Raw genomic sequence first — 19,672 nt, 5'->3', positions numbered from 1 at the left:
GCGGCATCGGGGCGGCGCTATTCCTTCACCGCGCCGGTCATCGAGGAGACATAGTGCTCGACGAAGAACGAATAAAGCACGACGACCGGCAGGGATCCGATCAGCGCGCCCGCCATCAGGGCACCCCACTCATAGACGTCGGAGCGGACGAGTTCGGTGAGCACCCCGACCGGCACGGTCTTGTTTTCGGACGACTGGATGAACGTCAAGGCATAGATGAACTCGTTCCATGACAGGGTGAATGCGAATATGCCCGCCGAGATCAGGCCTGGCACCGACAGGGGCAGCACGATCTTGCTCAGGATCTGCCAGCGGCTTGCCCCGTCTATGAGCGCACATTCTTCCAGTTCGAACGGGATGGAGCGGAAGTAACCCATCAGCAGCCAGGTGCAGAAGGGGATCAGGAAGGTCGGGTAGGTGAGGATGAGCGCGAAGGGTGTGTCGTAAAGCCCGAGGTTGAACACCATCACCGACAAGGGGATGAACAGTATCGAGGGCGGCACGAGATAGGCGAGGAACACCGCGAGGCCGACCTGCCGTGCCCCGGAGAACCGCAGCCGCTCGATCGCATAGGCCGCGAAAACCGACGCCACCAGCGACAGGAAAGTGGCGGCGGTCGAAATGATGATCGTGTTGAGCAGCCAGCCCGGATAGGACGTCTCGAAGAGAAGATAGCGGATGTGCTCCAATGTCGGATGCACGACCCAGAGCGGGTTGAAATTGGCATAGTCGGTCATTTCGACATTGGGCTTAACCGCTGTGATCGTCATCCAGTAGAACGGGAACAAGAGCACGATGACGAACACGAGCAGGGGGAGATAGACCGTCACCACACGGCGCGGCACGCTCTGCAAATAGCCCATGCCGCCTTCGTCGAGCTGCGGCTGTTTTGTCTTCCTGGTGGCAGCCATGTCAGTCTCCGCCCCCCTGCTGCCATTTGCGGCGCTGCAAGCCGAAATAACTGAACAGGATCGCGGCAAGGAGGAAGGGGATCATGGCGACCGCGATCGCGGCGCCCTCGCCGAGCTGGCCGCCCGAAATGCCGCGCTGGAACGACAGCGTCGCCATCAGATGGGTGGCATTTACCGGTCCGCCGCGGGTCAGCACATAGATCAGCTGGAAATCCGTGAAGGTGAACAGCACCGAGAACGTCATCGTGATCGCGATGATGGGGGTGAGCAGCGGCAGCGTCACATGGCGAAACAATTGCCAGCGGCTGGCGCCGTCGAGCGTGGCGGCCTCGTAAAGCGATTGGGGGATTGTCTGCAAGCCGGCAAGCAGCGTGATGGCTACGAAAGGGATGCCGCGCCAGACATTGGCCGCGATCACCGAAGCACGCGCGTTCTCCGGATCGCCGAGGAAATTGATGCGATGGTCGATCAGGCCCATCTGCTGGAGTGCCCAGGACAGGATCGAGAACTGCGAATCGTAAATCCACCAGAAGGCGATGGCCGACAGCACCGTCGGCACCACCCACGGCAACAGGACAATCGCGCGGAAGAACGATTTGAAGGGAAGGTTCTGGTTGAGGATGAGCGCCAGCCAGAGGCCGAGCGCGAATTTCAGGATCGAGGCGCTGACGGTGTAGAGCAGGGTGTTGAAGACGGAGAGCCAGAAGACGGCGTCGCTCCACAGATATTCATAGTTCTCGATGCCGATGAAGATGCCGGGACGGCCGATGCGGGCATCGGTGAAGCCGAGCCAGACGCCGAGCCCAAGCGGATAGGTCAGGAAGACAAGCAGCAATGCCGCCGCCGGCAGCATGAAGCCGAAGCCAAGCGCGTTCCTGCTCTCGGCCAGGCGCGACAGCATCGAGGAACGCGGCTGAGCGGCGACGGACGGCACGGCCATGGGGCGGGCTCCCTGCAAGGGTCTCGTTGATCGGCCTGGCGGCCGCCCTGCGCTTCCGGAGGGTCGGATAGCGCGGGGCAGAGCCGCCAGGCTCAGCTGGCATGGATCAAACGCGATAATACCGGTTTGCGCGCTTCTCCGCCTCTTCCATTGCCTCCTGGGGCGTGGCCTGCCCCGTGACGGCCTTGGCGAACATGTCGACCAGGACATAGTCGGCCATGGTCGCCGCCGAGGCATAGCCGAGCGGCCCGGCATAGCCGTTGGGCCGCAGCGTCGCCGAAGCCTTGGCGTAAGCGGCATTGTTCGGATCGGCTGTCCACACCGGATTGTTGTCGAACGCCTTGAGCGTCTGGCAGCAGTAGCCCGCCGAGGAGGTGATCCAATCTGGCATTTGCGGGTCCTCGAACATGAATTGCAGATAGGCTTTGGCCGCGTTGGGGTAGGGCGTGTAGTCGAAGATGACGGCTGTGGTCACCTGGAACAGTTCGACGGATTTGCCGACAGGACCGATCGGCAGGTTGGTGGTGCGTATGTCCTTGGCCATTTCCGCCAGCTTCGGATCATTGTCCTTGTTGATCTTGGCCGTGTTGTAGGCGGAAATGCCATTGGCGATCACACTGAGTTCGCCGGCCAGGAAGGCGCGATTGTTGTTGACGTCGAGCCAGCTTTCGGTGCCTGGAATAAAAGTCTTGTAGAGTTCCTGCGCGTATTCGATCGCCTTGAGGGTCTCGGGGCTGTTGATCGTCACCTTGCCGCTCTCGTCGACCATCTGGCCGCCATGGCTCCACAGCAGCCAGTGCGCGTAGTTGTTGCCGTCGCCGACACCATGGCCGTGCGTGAAGCCGGCCGGATGCCCCTTCGCCTGCAGGGCCTTGCAAAGTTCGAGGAAGCCTTTCGTATCCTTGGGGAACTCCGAAAAGCCGGCCTCTTTCACCCAGCTTTCCCGATAGACGATGGCATTTCCGATGGTGGCGAGCGGCAGGCCGATGAATTTGCCTTCCCGGGTCGCATATTGCTTTGGTCCGTCGTGCCAGCCGCCATATTTCGACCCCAGATACTCGCCCAGTTCCGTCACGTCGTGCAGCTTGTCGGGATACTGATGCGGGTCGTCGAACCAGACGAACATCAGATCCGGACCTGAACCGACATTGGCGGCGACCGCTGCCTTGGGGCGAATGTCTTCCCAGCTTTCCTTGTCGACACGTACCTCCACGCCCGTCGCTTCGGTGAACCGCTTGGTGTTTTTCAGCCACTGGTCCTCGTCACCCTGCACGAAAGGCGACCAGCGCAGCAGCCTGAGCTTCGCACCGTCCTCCGGCTTGTACTTCAGCCCCTCCTGGGCGAATGCCGGAGAGCCGGCGAAGCGGCTTCCCAAAACGCCGGCAGCAGCGCCGGCCGTCGTGCGGATCACGTCACGTCTGGTGAATTTCATGCTCGTTCCTCCTGTTTGTTTCTCTTGCCCTTTGGTCTCTACAGCTTGCTGCGCGTTTGAAGCCGCTGCCCGGTTTCGCCGTGGAAGAGATGAATGAGGCCGGGTTCGGCGGTGAGCCGGATGGTTTCGCCCGGCGTGAAGGAATGACGTTCCCGGAAGTTGGCCACGATCTCTTCACCGCCGGCTGTCCGGCCGATGAGCTGTACCTCCGACCCGGTCGGCTCGATCACCGCGATGGTGACCGCAATGCCCTGGTCGGACAGCCGCAAATGCTCGGGCCGTATGCCCAGCACCACCGGCTCGCCGCCTTTGACGGACGATGCTGCGTCCAACGGCACGGAAATTCCGCCCGCGCCCCGAAAGGACGGCGACCCGTTCGTCGCGATTTCGCCCCGCAGCAAATTCATGGCGGGCGAGCCGATGAAACTGGCGACGAAGAGATTGTCCGGCCTGTCGTAGAGTTCCAGCGGCGGCCCGATCTGCTCGACGATGCCGTCATGCATGACCACGATCTTGTCTGCCATGGTCATGGCTTCGATCTGGTCATGGGTAACATAGACCGTCGTGGTTTTCAGGCGCTGGTGCAGTTCCTTGATCTCGGCGCGCATCTGCACCCTGAGCTTGGCGTCAAGATTGGACAGCGGCTCGTCGAACAAGAAAACCGCCGGATCGCGCACGATCGCCCGCCCCATGGCAACTCGCTGGCGCTGTCCGCCGGAAAGCTGGCGGGGATAGCGCGCCAACAGCGGCACGAGCCCCAGAATCTCCGCTGCGCGCTGGACGCCGGCGCCGCTCTCAGCCTTCGAAACGCCCTTCAGCATGAGCGAAAACGCCATGTTCTCGGCGACGGTCATATGCGGGTACAGCGCATAGTTCTGGAAGACCATGGCGACGTCGCGTTCCTTCGGCGCAACGTTGTTGACGACACGCTCGCCAATCGCGATCTGGCCCCGCGAAATCTTTTCCAGGCCCGCGATCATCCTGAGCAGGGTTGATTTTCCGCAACCCGACGGCCCGACCAGCGTGACGAATTCGCCGTCGTCGATGTTCACGCTGACGCCGTGCAGAACCTCGACGGTCCCGAATGATTTGTAAACCTCGCTAATCGCGACAGACGCCATCGATCCTCCTCCCGAACGATTCCCGCGACGTCTCTTCGAAGGAACCGCTGACCTCTCCCGGCGACGGCCCTCCAACCTTCATGTGGTCACGCGATACGGAGACGGTAGCGCTACCAAACCTGCCTGTAAAGCAGGCGCTTCGATAAACATCCAGGCTGCATTCCCGGTTGCTCACTGGACTGCCCACCACATGGCTGGAGACAGCAGGGAGATCGGCCACGGGATGAATATCAACCACTTGCACCGTCCGCCGGCCTGGGCAGCCGCGCATGGAATTCGCCGACGATGCCGCGCCGGAAGACGAGCACGCAGACCATGAATATCAGGCCGGTGGCGATGGTCACCGGAAAGCCTGAGGTGGCGAGTGTGTTTTCAAGGCCGACGACGAAGCCGGCGCCGACGACCGGCCCGACCATGGTACCGATGCCGCCAAGCAGCGACATCAGGATCACCTCGCCCGACATCTGCCATGTCACGTCGGTGAGCGTCGCGAACTGGAACACGATTGCCTTGACCGCGCCGGCAAGCCCCGCAAGTGCGGCCGACATGACGAAAGCGGCGAGCTTATACCTGGCGACGGAATAGCCGAGCGAGATGGCGCGGTTCTCGTTCTCGCGGATCGAGCGCAGGATCATGCCGAAGGGCGAGTTGACGATCCGCCAAATGGCGAAGACGCCGATCAGGAAGATGGCCAATACGACATAGTACATGTTGACCGTAGCGTTCAAATCGATGATGCCGAAGAGGTTGCCGCGCGGAACGCCCTGGATGCCATCCTCGCCTTGCGTGAACGGTGCCTGCACGCAGAAGAAGAAGAACATCTGCGCCAGCGCCAGCGTGATCATGGCGAAATAGATGCCTTGCCGGCGGATGGCGAAGAAGCCCATGACCAGCCCGAGCAGGGCCGCGCCGGCGGTACCCAGCAGAATGCCTGCCTCCGGCGGCCAGCCCCATACCTTGACGGCATGCGCGCAGAAATAGGCGGCGCCGCCGAAGAAGGTCGCGTGGCCGAAGGACAACAGGCCGGTGTAGCCGAGCAACAGGTTGAAGGCGCAGGCAAACAGCGCAAAGCACAGCATCTTCATAAGGAAGAACGGGTAGACGAAGAACGGCGCGGCGATGAGCGCCAATACCGCCAGCGCCACCAGCGCGCGTTCCAGCCGCACGGAGGCCGCGGCGCGCTTTTCGTGAAGCGTCAGCTCGCTCATCTCAGGCGTCCCTTCCGAACAGGCCGGCCGGCCGCAGTAGAAGCACGATCGCCATGATGACGAAGACGACAAGGTTCGACGCCTCGGGATAGAACACCTTGGTTAGGCCCTCGGCGAGGCCGAGCATGTAGCCGGTGACGATGGCGCCCAGGATCGAGCCCATGCCGCCGACCACGACGACGGCGAAGACGACGATGATCAGATCCGACCCCATCAGCGGACTGACCTGGTAGACGGGAGCCGCCAGGATCCCGGCAAGACCGGCAAGTGCCGCACCCAGTCCATAGGTGAGTGTCAAAAGCAGTGGCACGTTGACGCCGAAAGCCTGGACCAGTTCTGGATTTTCGGTCGCGGCGCGCAGATAGGAGCCAAGCCTGGTCTTCTCGATCAAAAGCCATGTGCCCAGGCAGACGAGAAGCGATGCCAGCACCACCCAGCCGCGATAGTTGGGCAGGAACATGAAGCCGAGATTGGTGCCGCCCGCAAGTAGCGCCGGCACCGCATAGGGATTTCCCGAGACGCCGTAATAATAACGGAAGACGCCCTCGATGACCAAGGCCAGGCCGAAAGTGAAGAGCAGGCCGTAGAGAGGGTCGAGCTGGTAGAGCCGCGAGAGCGCTGCACGCTCGACCGCAATGCCGAACAGCCCGACGGAGAGCGGCACCAGGATCAGCGCCGGCCAATAGCCGATGCCGAGATGGACAAGCAGCAGATAACCGATGAAGGCGCCCAGCATGTAGAGCGCGCCGTGGGCGAAATTGATGATGCGCAGCAGGCCGAAGATGACGGCGAGGCCAAGGCTCAGCATCGCATAGAAGGAACCGTTGATCAGCCCGACCAGCAGCTGCCCGAGAAAGGCCTGGATGGGGATGCCGAAGATCATCGTCATGGCGCGATCATACTCCGAGCACCTCGTGAAGTTGAGCGTCGTGGGCGGCCAGTTCGCCGACCGGAAACCCGCTCAGCATCTTGCCGTGCTCCATCAGGTAGAAGCGGTCGGCAATGCGGGCGGCGAAACGGAAATTCTGCTCCACGAGCAGGATCGTCATGCCGCGCTTTTTCAACGTCGCAAGCAATTCGCCGATGCGCTGGACGATGACCGGCGCCAGGCCTTCGGTCGGCTCGTCGAGGAGCAGCATCCGGACACCCGTCCTCAGGATGCGGGCGATCGCCAGCATCTGCTGCTCGCCGCCGGATAGCCTGGTGCCCGGGCTGTTGCGGCGCTCCTTCAGGTTGGGAAAGAGCTCGAAGATCTCCTCGACGCTCATGCCGCCCTTGGCCACCACCGGCGGCAGGATCAGGTTCTCGTCGACTGTCAGCGTGGCGAAAATGCCGCGCTCCTCGGGAACGAAACCGATGCCTTGGTGGGCGACACGGTGCAAGGGCAGGCCGATCAAGTCGTTGCCGTTGAAGACGACACTGCCGGTGCGCTTGCGGATCAGCCCCATGATGGCGCGCAGCGTCGTGGTCTTGCCGACGCCGTTGCGGCCAAGCAGCGTCACGGTTTCGCCGCGGAACACATCGAGGTCGACGCCGTGCAGCGCGTGGCCCTCGCCGTACCAGGCATGGAGATCGCGCACGGCAAGCAGCGGCTCACTCATGCTCGGTTCCCATATAGGCTATCCGGACGCGTTCATCCTGGCTGACCGTCGGATAGTCGCCCGCGGCGAGCACCTTGCCGCGCTGCATCACGGTGATCCAGTCGCAAAGATCGGCAACGACGGTCAGATTGTGCTCCACCATGAGCACGGCCCGATCGCGGGCCAAGGCGCGGATGATCCCGGAGATCATGCTGACATCCTCGTGCCCCATGCCGGCCATCGGCTCGTCGAGCAGCAGCACCTTTGGATCGAGCGCCAGCGTGGTGGCGATCTCGAGCACGCGCTTGCGGCCATAGGAGAGATCGCCGGCGAGCCGGTGCGCCGCGTCGTCGAGGCCGACCGTGCCGAGAAGCTCGCGCGCCCGCGGCGTCAGTTGGTCGAGCGCCGAAAGCGGGCGCCAGAACTGGAAACCCAGCCCGCCTGGCCGCTGCAGCGCGACGCGCACATTGTCGAGCACGCTCAGATGCGGAAAGATCGCCGATATCTGGAACGAGCGCACGAGGCCCATCCGCGCCACCTTGGCCGGCGGTGTCCGGGTTATGTCGGTGCCGAGCAGTTCAATCGTGCCGCTGGTCGGCTGCAGGAACTTGGTCAAAAGGTTGAAGATCGTGGTCTTGCCGGCGCCGTTGGGTCCGATCAAGGCGTGAATCCTGCCGTGATGAACGTCGAGATCGACATCCTTCACCGCAACGAACCCGGCGAAATCGCGCCTGAGGCCGCGGGCGGAAAGCACCACCCGCGGCACGGCTCCATCGCCGTCAGGCCTGACGGCCGCGGCGGTTGCCGTCGTCACTTGCTGACGAGCGGGCAGCCGCTATCCGTGGCCTTCATGAAGGCCTGGTCGCCCGGAATGGTCGCAAGATAGGTGTAGTAGTCCCAATCCTTCTTGCTCTCCTCGGGCTTCTTGACCTGATAGAGGTACATGTCGTGCACCATGGAGCCGTCGGCCTGCACCTTGCCGTTGGCGGTAAAGACGTCATTGACCGGCATCGAATGCAATTCCTTGGCCACCGCTTCGGTTTCGTCGGTGCCGGCCTTGTCGATGGCCTTGAGATACTGCGACACCGCCGAATAGGTCCCGGCCTGGATCATGTTCGGCATCCTGCTGGTGCGTTTGAAGAAGCGGTTGGCGAACTCGCGGCTCTTGTCGTCGCGATCCCAGTAATAGCCTTCGGTCAGCACGACGCCCTGGGCCGCCTGCAAGCCAAGGCCATGCACTTCGGCCAGCGTGAACAGAAGCGCCGCGAGCCGCTGGCCGCCGGCGACGATGCCGAATTCGGCAGCCTGCTTGATCGAGTTGGAAGTGTCGAGACCGGCATTGGCAAGGCCGACGATCTTGGCGCCGGAGGATTGCGCCTGCAGCAGGAAGGATGAGTAGTCGGTCGAGCCGAGCGGATAGCGCACTTCACCAAGCACCTTGCCGCCGCGATCCTTGACGAGCTTGGCGGTCTGCTCCTCGAGCGAATAGCCGAAGGCGTAGTCGACGGTGATGAAATACCAGCTGTCACCGCCTTGCTGCACCAGGGCACCGCCTGTGCCGACGGCCTGGGAATGGGTGTCGTAGGCCCAATGGAAACCATAGGGCGAGCACTGCTTGCCGGTCAGGTCGGTCGCAGCAGCGCCGGTGACGATGTCGATCTTCTTCTTTTCCTTGGAAAGCCCCTGCACGGCGAGCGCCACCGAGGAGGTGGTCAGTTCCATTATGGCATCGACCTGCTCGGTGTCGTACCACTGGCGCGCGATGTTGGAGGCGATGTCCGGTTTGTTCTGGTGGTCGGCGCTGATGATCTCGATAGGCGCATTCTGGACCTTGCCGCCGAAATCCTCGACAGCCATCTTGGCCGCCTCGACGGACCATTTGCCGCCGAAATCGGCATAGACACCCGACTGGTCGTTGAGGATGCCGATCTTGACCTTGCCGTCGGAAATTTCGGCTGCCGCCGCTGGCATCGCGGTCCCCACAAGCAGCGCGGCTGAGATGAGATAGGATGCTTTCACTGGTATTTCCTCCCTTGTGGCCACTGTCGAAAACGCCCATTGCGGCCCTGCGACGGCTTCGAGTGCACCGTCTGGTCCCGCGTGAAGAATACGTCCTGTGCTCGCCACAGTTCCAAAGTGCCCGGACACATGGTCACAAGCGCACATTCGGAATGCACAGAGATTCGTAACATCGACATGGAACGTCGAGAACCACTATTTTCGTATCAGCCGCACCGGTAGCGGTGTGCGCTGCTGGCTAGGACTTGTCGCGCGCTATCAGCACGATCTTTGCCGGATCGAAATCGACCGCGACGACGCTGCCTTCCGGCAGGGCGGGTGTGACGACCGGCGACGTCGCAAACAGCTCGACCGCCGGATCGTTTATCGCGACGCGGTATTCCATGTGGTCGCCGAGATAAGAACTCTTGACCACGCGCCCTCTCATCCCGCCGGCTGCCGGCTGGCCGGCGACGAGGCGCACGGCATTCGGCCGGACGGCCAGCACCGCCGGCCCCGCCGCGATGCCGCGATGCCGCATGTCGAGCCGCAGCGGCCCGACCTTCACCTCCGCATTCGTTTTGTTGCTGGCGAGAACCTCGACGTCGAGCAGGTTGGCGTCGCCCATGAAGTCGGCGATGAAAGGGTTCGTGGGTTCGTTGTAGAGGTCGCGCGGGGTCCCGTCCTGGGCGACGCGGGCCGCGTTCATGACGATGATGCGATCGGACACGGCGAGCGCCTCCTCCTGGTCATGCGTCACATAGACCACGGTCAGCGCGAGATCCTGCTGCAGACCGCGGATTTCATCGCGCACGCGCCGGCGCAGCTTGGCATCGAGATTGGACAGCGGCTCGTCGAACAAAAGCACCTTCGGCTCCAGCACGATGGCGCGCGCCACGGCCACGCGCTGCTGCTGGCCGCCCGAAAGTTCGCTCGGCTGGCGCTTCTCGTAGCCGGACAGGCCGACCTGTGCCAGCTTCTCGGCGGCGCGCCCTGCGGCCTCAACCTTGCCGAGCCCCGTCGCCCGCAGGCCGTAGCTGACATTTTCCATGACGTTCATGTGCGGGAACAGCGCATAGGACTGGAAGACCATGCTGACGTCGCGCTCTGCGGCTGACAGCAAGGTGACGTCCTTGCCGTCGATTACGATGCGCCCGTGGCTTGCGTGCTCAAGCCCGGCAATCAGCCTGAGCGTCGTCGTCTTGCCGCAGCCGGAGGGTCCCAGCAGCGTCACCAGGCTGGCCGGTGCGATGTCGAAGCTGACATTGTCGACGGCAGTGACGGCGCCGTATTTCTTGGTGACGCCCTCGAAACGCACTGCCGGTCTGTCCACCACGCCGGGGGCAGCGTTCTTCGCCGTTTGATCCATACGCTTCTCCCGATCAGATTGGTGCCACCACGGCTTGCGCCTCGGCCCGGCGCCGGCCAAGCCGGCGTTCCCCGACCAGCAGCTGGATGGCGATCAGAATGATCATCATGACGACGATCAGCACCGCCGAATAGACGATGGCGATGCCGTATTCGCCGACATCGGCTCGCCCGACGATGTAGACGGTGGCGAGATTGAAGCGGCCGGTCGCCAGGAAGATGACGGCGCTGACGGCGGTCACCGCACGCACGAAACTGTAGATCATCGCGGTCACGATCGCCGGCTTCAGGATCGGCAGGATCACCCGCCGCAAGGTGGCGAAGGAACGCGCGCCCAGTGTCAGCGATGCCTCGTCCAGGCTCTTGTCTATCTGCCCCAGATTGGCGAGGCCGGCGCGGATCGCCACCGGCATGTTGCGGAAGATGAACGAGATGACGATGATCAGTCCGGTGCCGGTCAGTTGCACCGGCGGCACGTTGAAGGCGAGGATATAGCTGACGCCGACGACCGTGCCGGGAATGGCAAAGCTCATCATGGCGAGGAATTCGAACATCGTGCGCCCGGCGAAATGCTGCCGGTCGAGCAGATAGGCGGTCAGGATGCCGAGCGCGGCGGTGAACGGCATCGCCACCAGCGCAAGGCCGATGGTCATCAGCAGCGACGGCCAGGCCGACCCGCTCAGGAACCAGCCATTGACGCCTTTCTCGACGGAGAAAGCGGTGAGGAAATATTCGAGCGTCGGCGTGTTGTCGCGGCCGATCGATTGCACGAAGCCGCCGCCCAGGATGATGCCATAGACCACGACGGTCAGAAGCAACCAGGGAACGACGGCGGCGTAGCAGCCGATGCGCAAGCCCTTGGGCAGCGTGGCCGGCACACCGCCATCGCCCTTGCCGGCGACGGTGACGTAGCTGCGGCTGCCGATCCAGCGGCGCTGGATGACGAAGGCGGCGAGCGTGAATCCCAGAAGCACGATCGCCAGCACCGCCGCACGGCCTTGATCATGCGCAGCGCCCACCACCGCAAAGAAGATGTCCGTCGACAGCACGTTGAAGTTGCCGCCCAGCACCAGCGGGTTGGCAAAGTCGGCCATGCTCTCGATGAACGAGATCAGGAAGGCGCTGGCCAGCCCCGGGCGGATCAGCGGCCAAGTGATTGTGCTGAAAGTGCGCCAACGGCTGGCGCGCAAGGTCTGCGAGGCCTCCTCCATGCTCGGGCTGACGCCCTGCAGCACGCCGGCCAGGACCAGGAAGGCGATCGGCGTGAAAGCCAGCACTTGCGCGATGGTGATGCCGGCCATGCCGTAGATCCAGCGGCTGCGCGGAATACCGAGATGTTCTGACAAAAGATTGGTGACGATGCCGGCCCGGCCGAACAACAGGATCAGCGCCAGGCCGATGACGAAAGGCGGCGTGATGATCGGCAGGATGGAGAGGCCGCGCAGCAGCCATTTGGCAGGCAGCCTGGTGCGCAACGCAATCAGCGCCAGCGCCAGGCCTAGCGCCGTGCAGAAGAATCCCACCATCACCGCGATCGCCACCGTATTCCACGCCACCCCGCAGGAACCGTCGCCGTAGAGGCAGCGCAGGCTCCAGATGTTGGCACTGAACAGCTTTTCGGCAAACAGAGCCGGCACGACATTGCCGTCATTGTCCTCGATGGCGGAAGCGAGGATCGACAACAGCGGATAAGCCACGAACAGGATCAGCGAAGCGATCACGATCAGCAGCGAGCCGACGACAAAACGGTCGCCCTTGCACCAGCCACGCGCGGCCAGCGCCTCGGCGATGAACATCAGCATCGCCACCGCGTACAGCACGGCACCCCAGCCGAGACCCGGCTGCACCGGCCCCGGCGTACTGGCGAGATGCCCAAGCCAGGCAAATCCCCAACCCGAATGGATGATGGAAAAACCCTCGACCGCCAGCCAGGCGAGACCGGCAGCGCCCGCCGCCGCCAGGCCGGGGAGGTTCCGGCGCGCGACGAGCCAGCTTGCCAGGAGAAGTGGCAGGACCAAGGGGAGCAGCCAGAGCCGGCCGTTCAGCGACAGCAGGATCGCTGGTGCCGCCTCCGCCGGACGCGCCAGCCAGTCAAAGGAAAGCAAGCCGCCTTCGACTTGGTACCATGGCAGCACAATGAAGCTCGCCCATGCCAGCGCCAGCCATCCGGCGGCACTGCGCCCCGGGAGGTCATTGGCCATGGGATAGGGCGAAGCCCGTGCCATTCGACATCTTCCTTTGGTATGGTCGGGGTTGCGCCCGCTGCCCCGCAGGCAGCCGGCGGATCGGCCGTACGGACCAGATCAGCCGCCGTTGCGGACCTCATCGGTGAATTTCTTCAACAGCCGCTTGCGCTCCGCTGACGATCCATATTTGGCGAAGTCATAGTCGATCAGCTTGATCTTGCTGAGGTCCGGCGCCTCGGGCGGCACCGGGGTGCCGGTGTTCGACGGGATCTGGTAGCTGCCGTTCGGAGCCGCAAGTTTCTGCGCGTCTGGCGTCAGCGCCCAGTCGTAGAATTTCCGCGCCTCGTCGATATGCTTGGCCCCGGCAACAATGCTCATCGACCCGATCTCGAAGCCGGTGCCTTCACAGGGCGAGACCACCTTGACGGCCGGATTCTGCTTGGCGGCGTTGATGACGTCGTGCTGGAAGGAAATGCCGACCAGCGTCTCGCCCTTGCCCACGGCGAGCGCAGGTGCGGCGCCCGCCTTGGTGTATTCGGCGATGTTCTTGTTGAGCTGCTTGAGATAGTCGAAAGCCTTGTCCTCGCCCATCAGCTGCACGATTGTCGCCAGCATCGTCCAGGCAGTACCCGAGGAATTGGGGTCGGCCATCTCGATCTCGCCCTGGAAATCGGGCTTGACCAGATCCGCCCAGCAGGCCGGCGCCGTCAGGCCGCGCTGTTTCAGGTCTTCCTCGTTGTAGCCGTAGCCAAGCGCGCCGAGATAGATGCCGACGGTGCGGTTCTTGGCGCGTTCAGCCTGCCTCAAAGCCCAGTCGCGCAGGTTCGTCAGCTGCGGCGACTTGTATTCCTGGGTGAGACCTTCTTCCGCCGCCTGAAGATGCGGGTCGCCGGTGCCGCCCCACCAGATATCGGCTTGCGGATTGTCCTTCTCGGCCCGCAGGCGCGCATAGATCTCGCCGGCGCTCATGCGGGTCATGTCGACGCTGACGCCGGTTTCCTTCTGGTAGGTCGTGGCCATGGCCCGGCACCAGGCTTCGTCGACGCCGCAATACATCACGAGGTTGCGATCCGCCGCATGGGTGCCGCCGGCCAGACCGAAAATGGCCAGCACCGCAAGGCCAAGCCACGTCCTGCCTTGTCTGCGATCAAATGGACCTTTCATCGATATTCCTCCCTTTCATGCTCTCTGGAATTGGTTATTCGTCGTCGAGCGGCACTCCGATCACCTGGGACAATCTCGCCGCCACACCCGGCGCCGCAGCAAGCACCGGATTGCCCTTCGCCATGCCGTCGCCGTCGAGAAAGCGGTTGACGCGCCCGCCGGCTTCCTCGACCAGCAGCAATCCGGCCAGGCAGTCCCATGCATTGATATGAAGCTCGGCATAGGCATCCGAGCGGCCGTCGGCCACATAGGCAAGGCCCAGCGCCCCCGAACCGGAGCGGCGCACATTGGCGCCCAGCGACCAGACCAGGGCCACCTTGTCCAGATAGTCGCGGTTGGGAATCCGCGGCGACCAGCCGAACTCCACGGAGGCGCGGTCGAAGGCCTGGGTGCGCGAAACATGGATCGCCGCGCCGTTGCGCGTCGCACCGTGCCCGCGGCGGGCAAAATAGACCTCCCCGATCGCCGGATTGGCGATCCCGCCGATCTCGCTGCGGCCGTTCTGAACGAAGACGATCGAAACGCAGAAATGCGGAATGCCGCGCATGAAATTCGCCGTACCGTCGATCGGGTCGACGACCCACATGCGATCAGAGCCGCCGCTGCCGCCGGTTTCCTCGCCCAAAAACCCGTCCTCGGGAAAGGCCGCGGCCAACGTCGTACGGATGTGATGCTCGACCTTGCCGTCGGTCTCGGTCAGGAAATCCTGCGGCCCCTTCATCTCCACAGGCTGCGCTGCGTCGATTTGGCTGTAGCCCTGCATCGCCATGTTTCCCGACGACAAGAGCAGTTGCCGGCAAACATCGGCGCGCCTGTCGAGTTCGGCTTCGGACATCCGGCTGGCTTTCGGCTGCACCGCCATGCTGTTCACGCTGTCCGTCCAGGCAATGGCAGCTCCGATGCGGTCTGCGAAGAAATGGGCAAGGTAGCCTCCGGCGCCGGCTTCATGCACGGCTGTGCAAAGCTGTTTCATTTACGCATGTGTGTCAAGGGCGGCGGTGACACCTGTGACCGGCTTGCGCTATGCTGCACGTGCGTGCAAGGAATCGGTAAACGGCAGTGGGAGTGTGCATGACGACGCCAAGAGGCCGTAATGGCTTTTCCAGTGCCCAGCAAGTCGCGGACCTTGCCGGCGTTTCGCGCTCGGCCGTGTCACGCACGTTCACGCCCGGCGCCAGCGTTTCGGAAGAAACCCGGGAGCGGGTGCTGCTGGCGGCCGAGCAGCTCGGCTATCACGTCAACCACCTGGCGCGCGGTCTGATGCGGGCATCGACGGGCATCGTCTGCCTTGTCGTCGCCGATGGCGACACGCCCTACCAAGCCCGTATCCTGCGGGCGCTGACACAGCATCTGAGGGATGCCGGCAAAGTGGCCATGGTTTTCAACACGTCGGGCCCCAGCCACCATGTCGACCAGGCGCTGCGCAACACGCTGAACTACCGTGCCGATGCGACGATCGTGCTGTCCGGCACGCCGCCGCAGGAGCTGATCCGAACCTGCCTCGAGAACGGGCAGCGCCTGATCCTGATCAATCGCGACGACCAGTTCGACGGGCCGCATAACATCGGCGTGGACAACGCCGCCGCCGCCGAGGCGGCACTTCACGCCTTTCTTCGTGCCGGTTGCACCAGGCCTGCCCTGGTGACGTCGGCAGCCGGCACGCCCAGTCTGGTGGCGCGCGAGACGGCGTTTCTTGCCGCGGCGCGGAAGGAACGGCTGGAGGTGATCCAGTGGCGCGAGGGCCGCACGGGTTATGCGACTGGGGCAGAAGGCGCAAGGCGCCTGCTGTCGGGCCGGCAGCGACCGGATGCGGCGTTCTGCGTGACCGACCTGATCGCCTGCGGTTTTCTGGACGCGGCGCGCCACGAGTTCGGCGTCGACGTCCCGCGCGATCTCTGCGTCGCCGGCTTCGACGACATCGAGCAGGCTGACTGGGCTTCCTACCGGCTGACGACCTTTGCGCCGCCGATTGAGGAGATTGCCACGCACGCCGTGCGACTGGCCGCCGGTTCGCGCGAGGAAGCAGGCGCCGGCAGTCGCCTGACCTGCCACGCGCCGATGGTCTGGCGCGGCACTGTGAGGCCAGGTCGGGGCTGATGCCGATCGGACTATAGTCCCGGTCGGTGAGCGTCTCGTGTGCTAGATCGCAATGCTGCCGATCGCGGCATCGACGGCGTCGCCCAAACGGTCGACGATAATATCGACCGTGCCGTCGTCGACGATGAATGGCGGTGCAAGCAGGACGTGATCGCCAGCCCGCCCATCGACGGTGCCGCCCATCGGATAAACCATCAACCCCCGCTGCATCGCTTCCGATTTTATCCGGGCATGGACCTTCAGGCGCGGATCGAACGGGGCCTTGGCCGAGCGATCCGCGACAAGTTCGATGCCCTGGAAAAGGCCGCGCCCGCGAATGTCCCCGACATGGTGATGGTTGCCGAAGCGCTCACGCAGCCGTCGTTCGAGCGTGGCGCCTCGCGCCGCGACATTGGCAATCAGACCATCACGCTCGATGACCCGCTGCACGGCGAGGCCGGCCGCACAGGCGAGCGGATGGCCGATATAGGTGTGACCGTGCTGGAAGTCGCTGCCTTGCGAAAAGGCATCGAATATCCGCTCGGACGCCAGCACCGCGCCGAGCGGGGCGTAGCCGCCGCCGAGTCCTTTGGCGACCACCATGATGTCGGGAGCGACGCCCTCCTGCTCGCAGGCATGCAGTGTTCCGGTGCGACCCATGCCGCACATGACTTCGTCGAGGATGAGCAGCACGCCGTGGCGATCGCAAATCTCGCGGATGCGCCTGAAATAAGCGGGTGCGGGTGGCACGGCGCCGAGAGTCGCTCCAACCACGGTCTCTGCGACAAAAGCAATGACCGTTTCCGGCCCGAGTTCCTGCAGCTTCGTCTCAAGCGCATCGGCGGCGCGCAGCCCGTAGGCCTCGCTGCCTTCATCCGGCCGCTGATGCCGATAGGCATAGCATGGTTCGATATGATGGTTTTCGATCAGCATGGGCTCGAACGGCGCCTTGCGCCAGGCGTTGCCTCCCACCGAAAGCGCGCCCAGCGTATTGCCATGATAGCTCTGCTGACGGGCCACGAAGCGGCGGCGCTGCGGCTCGCCGCGCTCGACGAAATATTGCCGCGCCATCTTCAGGGCGGTCTCGATGCCTTCCGATCCGCCGGAGACGAAATAGACGTGATGAAGATCGCCCGGCGCGTGAGCGGCAAGTTCGTCCGCCAGTTCCTCCGCCGGCCGGGTGGTGAAGAAGCTGCTATGCGCATAGGCGAGCCGGTCGAGTTCGGCATGCATCGCGGCAAGAACAGCCGGATGCTGATGGCCAAGGCATGAGACGGCCGCGCCGCCGGAGGCGTCGATATAGCGGCGTCCCTTGCTGTCGATGACGGTGACGCCATCGCCGCCGACGGCAACGGGATAGTCGTGGTGGATCTGGCGATGGAGGATATGTGTCATGACCGTTGCCTGGTTTCGTAGATATGGGTGGAAAGGGTGTCGAACTGACGTTCGACGTCGCGCATGGCGGCCAGCGCGCGATCGCCGGCGGCGGCCGCCAGGATCGCGGCCAGCGTTTCGGCGATGGCAAAGGCCGGCGCCATGGTGTGGAAAAAGGACGGGCTCTCGGTTGGCACGATGATGACGGCGCCCGCCCGGTTGACGAGCGGCGAGACCACGCTGTCGGTAATCGCCACGATTTCGAGCGCGCGGCTGCGTGCATAATCGACGAGTTCGACGGCGGCGCGCGTATAGGGCTTGACGCTGATCGCCAAAAGCACGTCGCCCGCTCCCGCTTCCCACAAAGGATCAGGTCCGGTTCCGCCGACGCCGTCAAGCAGACGCACCGCGCCGCCGGCGAGGCCATAGACGTAGGCGAAATGGCAGGCGACGGGGTAGCTCGACCGATAGCCCAGCGCATAGATGCGCTTGGCGCCTGCCAGCACCGAGGCTGCCCGGGTCACCGCCTCCAGCGTCGCCGGATCGCAAAGCTTCGCCATATGGCGCTCGAGCGTTTCGGCCAGCTCGAAGGCCAGCGCGCCGTCTCCTCCGCGCTTCCGCCGCGCCATCAATGCTTCGGCCTTGCCCAAGAACTCCTTCTCGCCGCGGCGAAGTTGCTCGGCGTAGAGGTCGCGCAGGCTATCGTAGCCGTCGAAGCCCATGCGCTGGGCAAGCCGCGTCATCGATGCCGGGGTCACCCCGGCGCGCTGCGCCTGGACGCGCATCGACAGGAGGGCAACGTCACGCGGATTGTCGAGCACCCATTGCGCCGCCGCGCGAAGCTGGCGCGGCATCGTCTCGAAACTCTCGAGCAGGCGCGAGCGGAAGGCGGGTTCCAACATGGCGCGAATTTACGCCGGCCGTTGACGAGCTGCAATGAATATTTCAATCTGCCAGAAATGAGCGTAGTGTTTCATTCAATCAGAAAACAAGAACAGGGGAAATTCGCATGAAACAGACCATATCCAGTCATTTGGGAGCGCTGGCGGCACTCGCGCTGGCTTCCTTGCCGTTCGCAGCCGCACCGGCTCTGGCCGAGGATCCAATCGCGCTAGGCTGGGTGGGGCCGCTGTCGCCGCCCGGCAACTATTCCGGCGGCCAGGAAATGCAATGGGCGGTGCAGCTCGGAGTTGACGAGGTCAACAAGGCCGGCGGCGTGCTCGGCCGTCAGCTGAAGGTGAGCTACGAGGACACCAAAGGGCAGCCGGCCGACGGCAGCGCGGCGGCGGTTCGGCTCATCACCAAGGACAACGTCGCCGCAATCTTCGGCGAATTCCATTCCTCGGTCGCCCTCGCCGAAATCGAGGAGGCGCACAAATACGGCGTCGCCTGGGTCGGTACAGACGTATGGGCGGATGCCATCACGGCCAAGCAGTATCCGGAAGTCTATCGTCTCGCTCCGGCCAACTCGCTCGTTTACGTTAAGGCAGCCGACTGGACGGTCGAGCAAGGTTTCAAGAACATCGCCATCATCGCCGAAAACACGGACTTCGGCCAGGGCGGGGCCAAGGTCATCGCCGATGAGCTGAAGGCCAAGAACGTCCCCTATACGCTGGCAACGATCGATCTGAACCAGCAGGATTTCACGCCCGCGCTGCTGCGCCTGATGAACCAGAGCCCGAAGCCTGATGCGATCCAGATGGTGATCGCCGGACAGGCACAGTATCAGCTGGTCAAGCAGGCCTGCCAGCTCGGCCTCGCACCGACTGCCGAAACGGCCCTCATCGGCTCCTCGGGTCTGCTGCAGAAGGAAGTGTGGGAAGTCGACGGCGAATGCGCCAACAATCTTCTCATCGTCAACGTCGCGCAGCCCAAGTCGCAATGGAACGACAAGGCCAAAGCATTCGTGAAGGCGTTCACCGAACGCTACAATAGGGCACCGACCGGCGTGGCCATGGAGGCCTATGACACGTTCGGTGTCGTCGTCGAAGCGATCAAGAAGGCAGGCTCGGCTGACCGCGCGGCGATCGTGAAGGCACTGGAAGAGATCAAATATGAAGGGGTGAACGCCACCTACACCTTCCCGACCACCAAATCTCCCGACTGGGCTTTCCATCAGTTCGTCGACGTGCCGTTCACGATCATCCAATACACGGCCGTGAACCAGGCGCCGGAGGATGCTGCGATCGTCTATCCGAAGAAGTGGGCCACCACCGACAAGGTCATGCCCGGCAAATGAACGGCACGCCGGCGGCTCCATAGCCGCCGGCGGCCGCTTCACTGGACAGGCGGCCGACAACGAGGTGATGTGAAC

The 19,672-nt window shown here is 63.6% G+C and carries 17 protein-coding genes; 2 read left to right on the top strand and 15 right to left on the bottom strand.

The window, feature by feature from the left end; translation table 11 throughout:
- Positions 1-17: 17 nt before the first annotated feature.
- From LB541_RS17835 to LB541_RS17775, 13 genes are all read right to left on the bottom strand, one after another.
- Positions 18-911: a carbohydrate ABC transporter permease gene (locus LB541_RS17835; RefSeq protein WP_140498410.1), complete on the bottom strand. Its 894-nt coding sequence runs from the start codon at positions 909-911 to the stop codon at positions 18-20.
- A gap of 1 nt (position 912) precedes the next feature.
- Positions 913-1,812: a carbohydrate ABC transporter permease gene (locus LB541_RS17830; RefSeq protein ID WP_411908976.1), complete on the bottom strand. Its 900-nt coding sequence runs from the start codon at positions 1,810-1,812 to the stop codon at positions 913-915.
- Positions 1,813-1,957: 145 nt separating this feature from the next.
- Complete coding sequence (locus LB541_RS17825) at positions 1,958-3,283, bottom strand: ABC transporter substrate-binding protein (protein WP_140498408.1); 1,326 nt, start codon at positions 3,281-3,283, stop codon at positions 1,958-1,960.
- A gap of 38 nt (positions 3,284-3,321) precedes the next feature.
- The gene (locus LB541_RS17820; RefSeq protein WP_140514990.1) at positions 3,322-4,404 is read right to left on the bottom strand and encodes an ABC transporter ATP-binding protein; all 1,083 of its coding nucleotides are present in this window, start codon (positions 4,402-4,404) and stop codon (positions 3,322-3,324) included.
- A 230-nt stretch (positions 4,405-4,634) separates the two neighbouring features.
- Positions 4,635-5,612 (bottom strand): branched-chain amino acid ABC transporter permease, encoded by a 978-nt coding sequence (locus LB541_RS17815; RefSeq protein ID WP_140665561.1) that lies wholly within the window; start codon positions 5,610-5,612, stop codon positions 4,635-4,637.
- A gap of 1 nt (position 5,613) precedes the next feature.
- Positions 5,614-6,501 (bottom strand): branched-chain amino acid ABC transporter permease, encoded by an 888-nt coding sequence (locus LB541_RS17810; protein WP_140581249.1) that lies wholly within the window; start codon positions 6,499-6,501, stop codon positions 5,614-5,616.
- A 7-nt stretch (positions 6,502-6,508) separates the two neighbouring features.
- A complete protein-coding gene (locus LB541_RS17805) occupies positions 6,509-7,213 on the bottom strand; it encodes an ABC transporter ATP-binding protein (RefSeq protein ID WP_224619166.1) in 705 nt (234 codons plus the stop codon).
- Positions 7,206-8,006 (bottom strand): ABC transporter ATP-binding protein, encoded by an 801-nt coding sequence (locus LB541_RS17800; protein ID WP_181167435.1) that lies wholly within the window; start codon positions 8,004-8,006, stop codon positions 7,206-7,208. The genes LB541_RS17805 and LB541_RS17800 overlap by 8 nt, the downstream gene beginning before the upstream one ends.
- On the bottom strand, positions 8,003-9,211 hold the full coding sequence (locus LB541_RS17795; protein WP_224619164.1) for an ABC transporter substrate-binding protein: 1,209 nt from the start codon (positions 9,209-9,211) through the stop codon (positions 8,003-8,005). Before LB541_RS17795 ends, LB541_RS17800 begins: the two co-directional genes overlap by 4 nt.
- A 238-nt stretch (positions 9,212-9,449) precedes the next feature.
- Complete coding sequence (locus tag LB541_RS17790; protein WP_224619162.1) at positions 9,450-10,559, bottom strand: ABC transporter ATP-binding protein; 1,110 nt, start codon at positions 10,557-10,559, stop codon at positions 9,450-9,452.
- 13 nt (positions 10,560-10,572) lie between these two features.
- Positions 10,573-12,783, bottom strand: a complete 2,211-nt coding sequence (locus LB541_RS17785; protein ID WP_224619160.1) for an ABC transporter permease — start codon at positions 12,781-12,783, stop codon at positions 10,573-10,575.
- A 78-nt stretch (positions 12,784-12,861) separates the two neighbouring features.
- Positions 12,862-13,908 (bottom strand): ABC transporter substrate-binding protein, encoded by a 1,047-nt coding sequence (locus LB541_RS17780; protein ID WP_140581246.1) that lies wholly within the window; start codon positions 13,906-13,908, stop codon positions 12,862-12,864.
- 34 nt (positions 13,909-13,942) lie between these two features.
- The gene (locus tag LB541_RS17775) at positions 13,943-14,743 is read right to left on the bottom strand and encodes an inositol monophosphatase family protein (protein WP_181172228.1); all 801 of its coding nucleotides are present in this window, start codon (positions 14,741-14,743) and stop codon (positions 13,943-13,945) included.
- A 236-nt stretch (positions 14,744-14,979) separates the two neighbouring features.
- Between LB541_RS17775 and LB541_RS17770 the strand changes: the two genes are divergently transcribed.
- Entirely contained in the window at positions 14,980-16,005 is a 1,026-nt protein-coding gene (locus LB541_RS17770) for a substrate-binding domain-containing protein (RefSeq protein WP_140581243.1), read from the top strand.
- Between the two features lie 42 nt (positions 16,006-16,047).
- On the opposite strand, the gene LB541_RS17765 is transcribed toward LB541_RS17770, so the two are convergent.
- A complete protein-coding gene (locus LB541_RS17765) occupies positions 16,048-17,379 on the bottom strand; it encodes an aspartate aminotransferase family protein (RefSeq protein WP_224619158.1) in 1,332 nt (443 codons plus the stop codon).
- Positions 17,376-18,260: a MurR/RpiR family transcriptional regulator gene (locus LB541_RS17760; RefSeq protein WP_140515002.1), complete on the bottom strand. Its 885-nt coding sequence runs from the start codon at positions 18,258-18,260 to the stop codon at positions 17,376-17,378. Before LB541_RS17760 ends, LB541_RS17765 begins: the two co-directional genes overlap by 4 nt.
- A gap of 107 nt (positions 18,261-18,367) precedes the next feature.
- Here LB541_RS17760 and LB541_RS17755 point away from each other — a divergent pair, with 107 nt between their 5' ends.
- The gene (locus LB541_RS17755) at positions 18,368-19,597 is read left to right on the top strand and encodes an ABC transporter substrate-binding protein (protein ID WP_140524814.1); all 1,230 of its coding nucleotides are present in this window, start codon (positions 18,368-18,370) and stop codon (positions 19,595-19,597) included.
- The last annotated feature ends 75 nt before the right edge of the window (positions 19,598-19,672 follow it).

The organism is Mesorhizobium sp. BR1-1-15 (assembly GCF_020165475.1).
In the GTDB taxonomy this organism is placed as follows: Bacteria; Pseudomonadota; Alphaproteobacteria; order Rhizobiales; family Rhizobiaceae; genus Mesorhizobium.
This window is presented reverse-complemented; position numbering and strand designations above follow the sequence as displayed.

Coding starts and splice junctions, on each gene's coding strand:
- LB541_RS17755 (WP_140524814.1), top strand. CDS start 18,368: ATGAAACAGACCATATCCAGTCATTTGGGAGCGCTGGCGGCACTCGCG.
- LB541_RS17820 (WP_140514990.1), bottom strand. CDS start 4,404: ATGGCGTCTGTCGCGATTAGCGAGGTTTACAAATCATTCGGGACCGTC.
- LB541_RS17775 (WP_181172228.1), bottom strand. CDS start 14,743: ATGTCCGAAGCCGAACTCGACAGGCGCGCCGATGTTTGCCGGCAACTG.
- LB541_RS17825 (WP_140498408.1), bottom strand. CDS start 3,283: ATGAAATTCACCAGACGTGACGTGATCCGCACGACGGCCGGCGCTGCT.
- LB541_RS17810 (WP_140581249.1), bottom strand. CDS start 6,501: ATGACGATGATCTTCGGCATCCCCATCCAGGCCTTTCTCGGGCAGCTG.
- LB541_RS17815 (WP_140665561.1), bottom strand. CDS start 5,612: ATGAGCGAGCTGACGCTTCACGAAAAGCGCGCCGCGGCCTCCGTGCGG.
- LB541_RS17785 (WP_224619160.1), bottom strand. CDS start 12,783: ATGGCACGGGCTTCGCCCTATCCCATGGCCAATGACCTCCCGGGGCGC.
- LB541_RS17780 (WP_140581246.1), bottom strand. CDS start 13,908: ATGAAAGGTCCATTTGATCGCAGACAAGGCAGGACGTGGCTTGGCCTT.
- LB541_RS17830 (WP_411908976.1), bottom strand. CDS start 1,812: ATGCTGTCGCGCCTGGCCGAGAGCAGGAACGCGCTTGGCTTCGGCTTC.
- LB541_RS17770 (WP_140581243.1), top strand. CDS start 14,980: ATGACGACGCCAAGAGGCCGTAATGGCTTTTCCAGTGCCCAGCAAGTC.
- LB541_RS17805 (WP_224619166.1), bottom strand. CDS start 7,213: ATGAGTGAGCCGCTGCTTGCCGTGCGCGATCTCCATGCCTGGTACGGC.
- LB541_RS17835 (WP_140498410.1), bottom strand. CDS start 911: ATGGCTGCCACCAGGAAGACAAAACAGCCGCAGCTCGACGAAGGCGGC.
- LB541_RS17790 (WP_224619162.1), bottom strand. CDS start 10,559: ATGGATCAAACGGCGAAGAACGCTGCCCCCGGCGTGGTGGACAGACCG.
- LB541_RS17760 (WP_140515002.1), bottom strand. CDS start 18,260: ATGTTGGAACCCGCCTTCCGCTCGCGCCTGCTCGAGAGTTTCGAGACG.
- LB541_RS17765 (WP_224619158.1), bottom strand. CDS start 17,379: ATGACACATATCCTCCATCGCCAGATCCACCACGACTATCCCGTTGCC.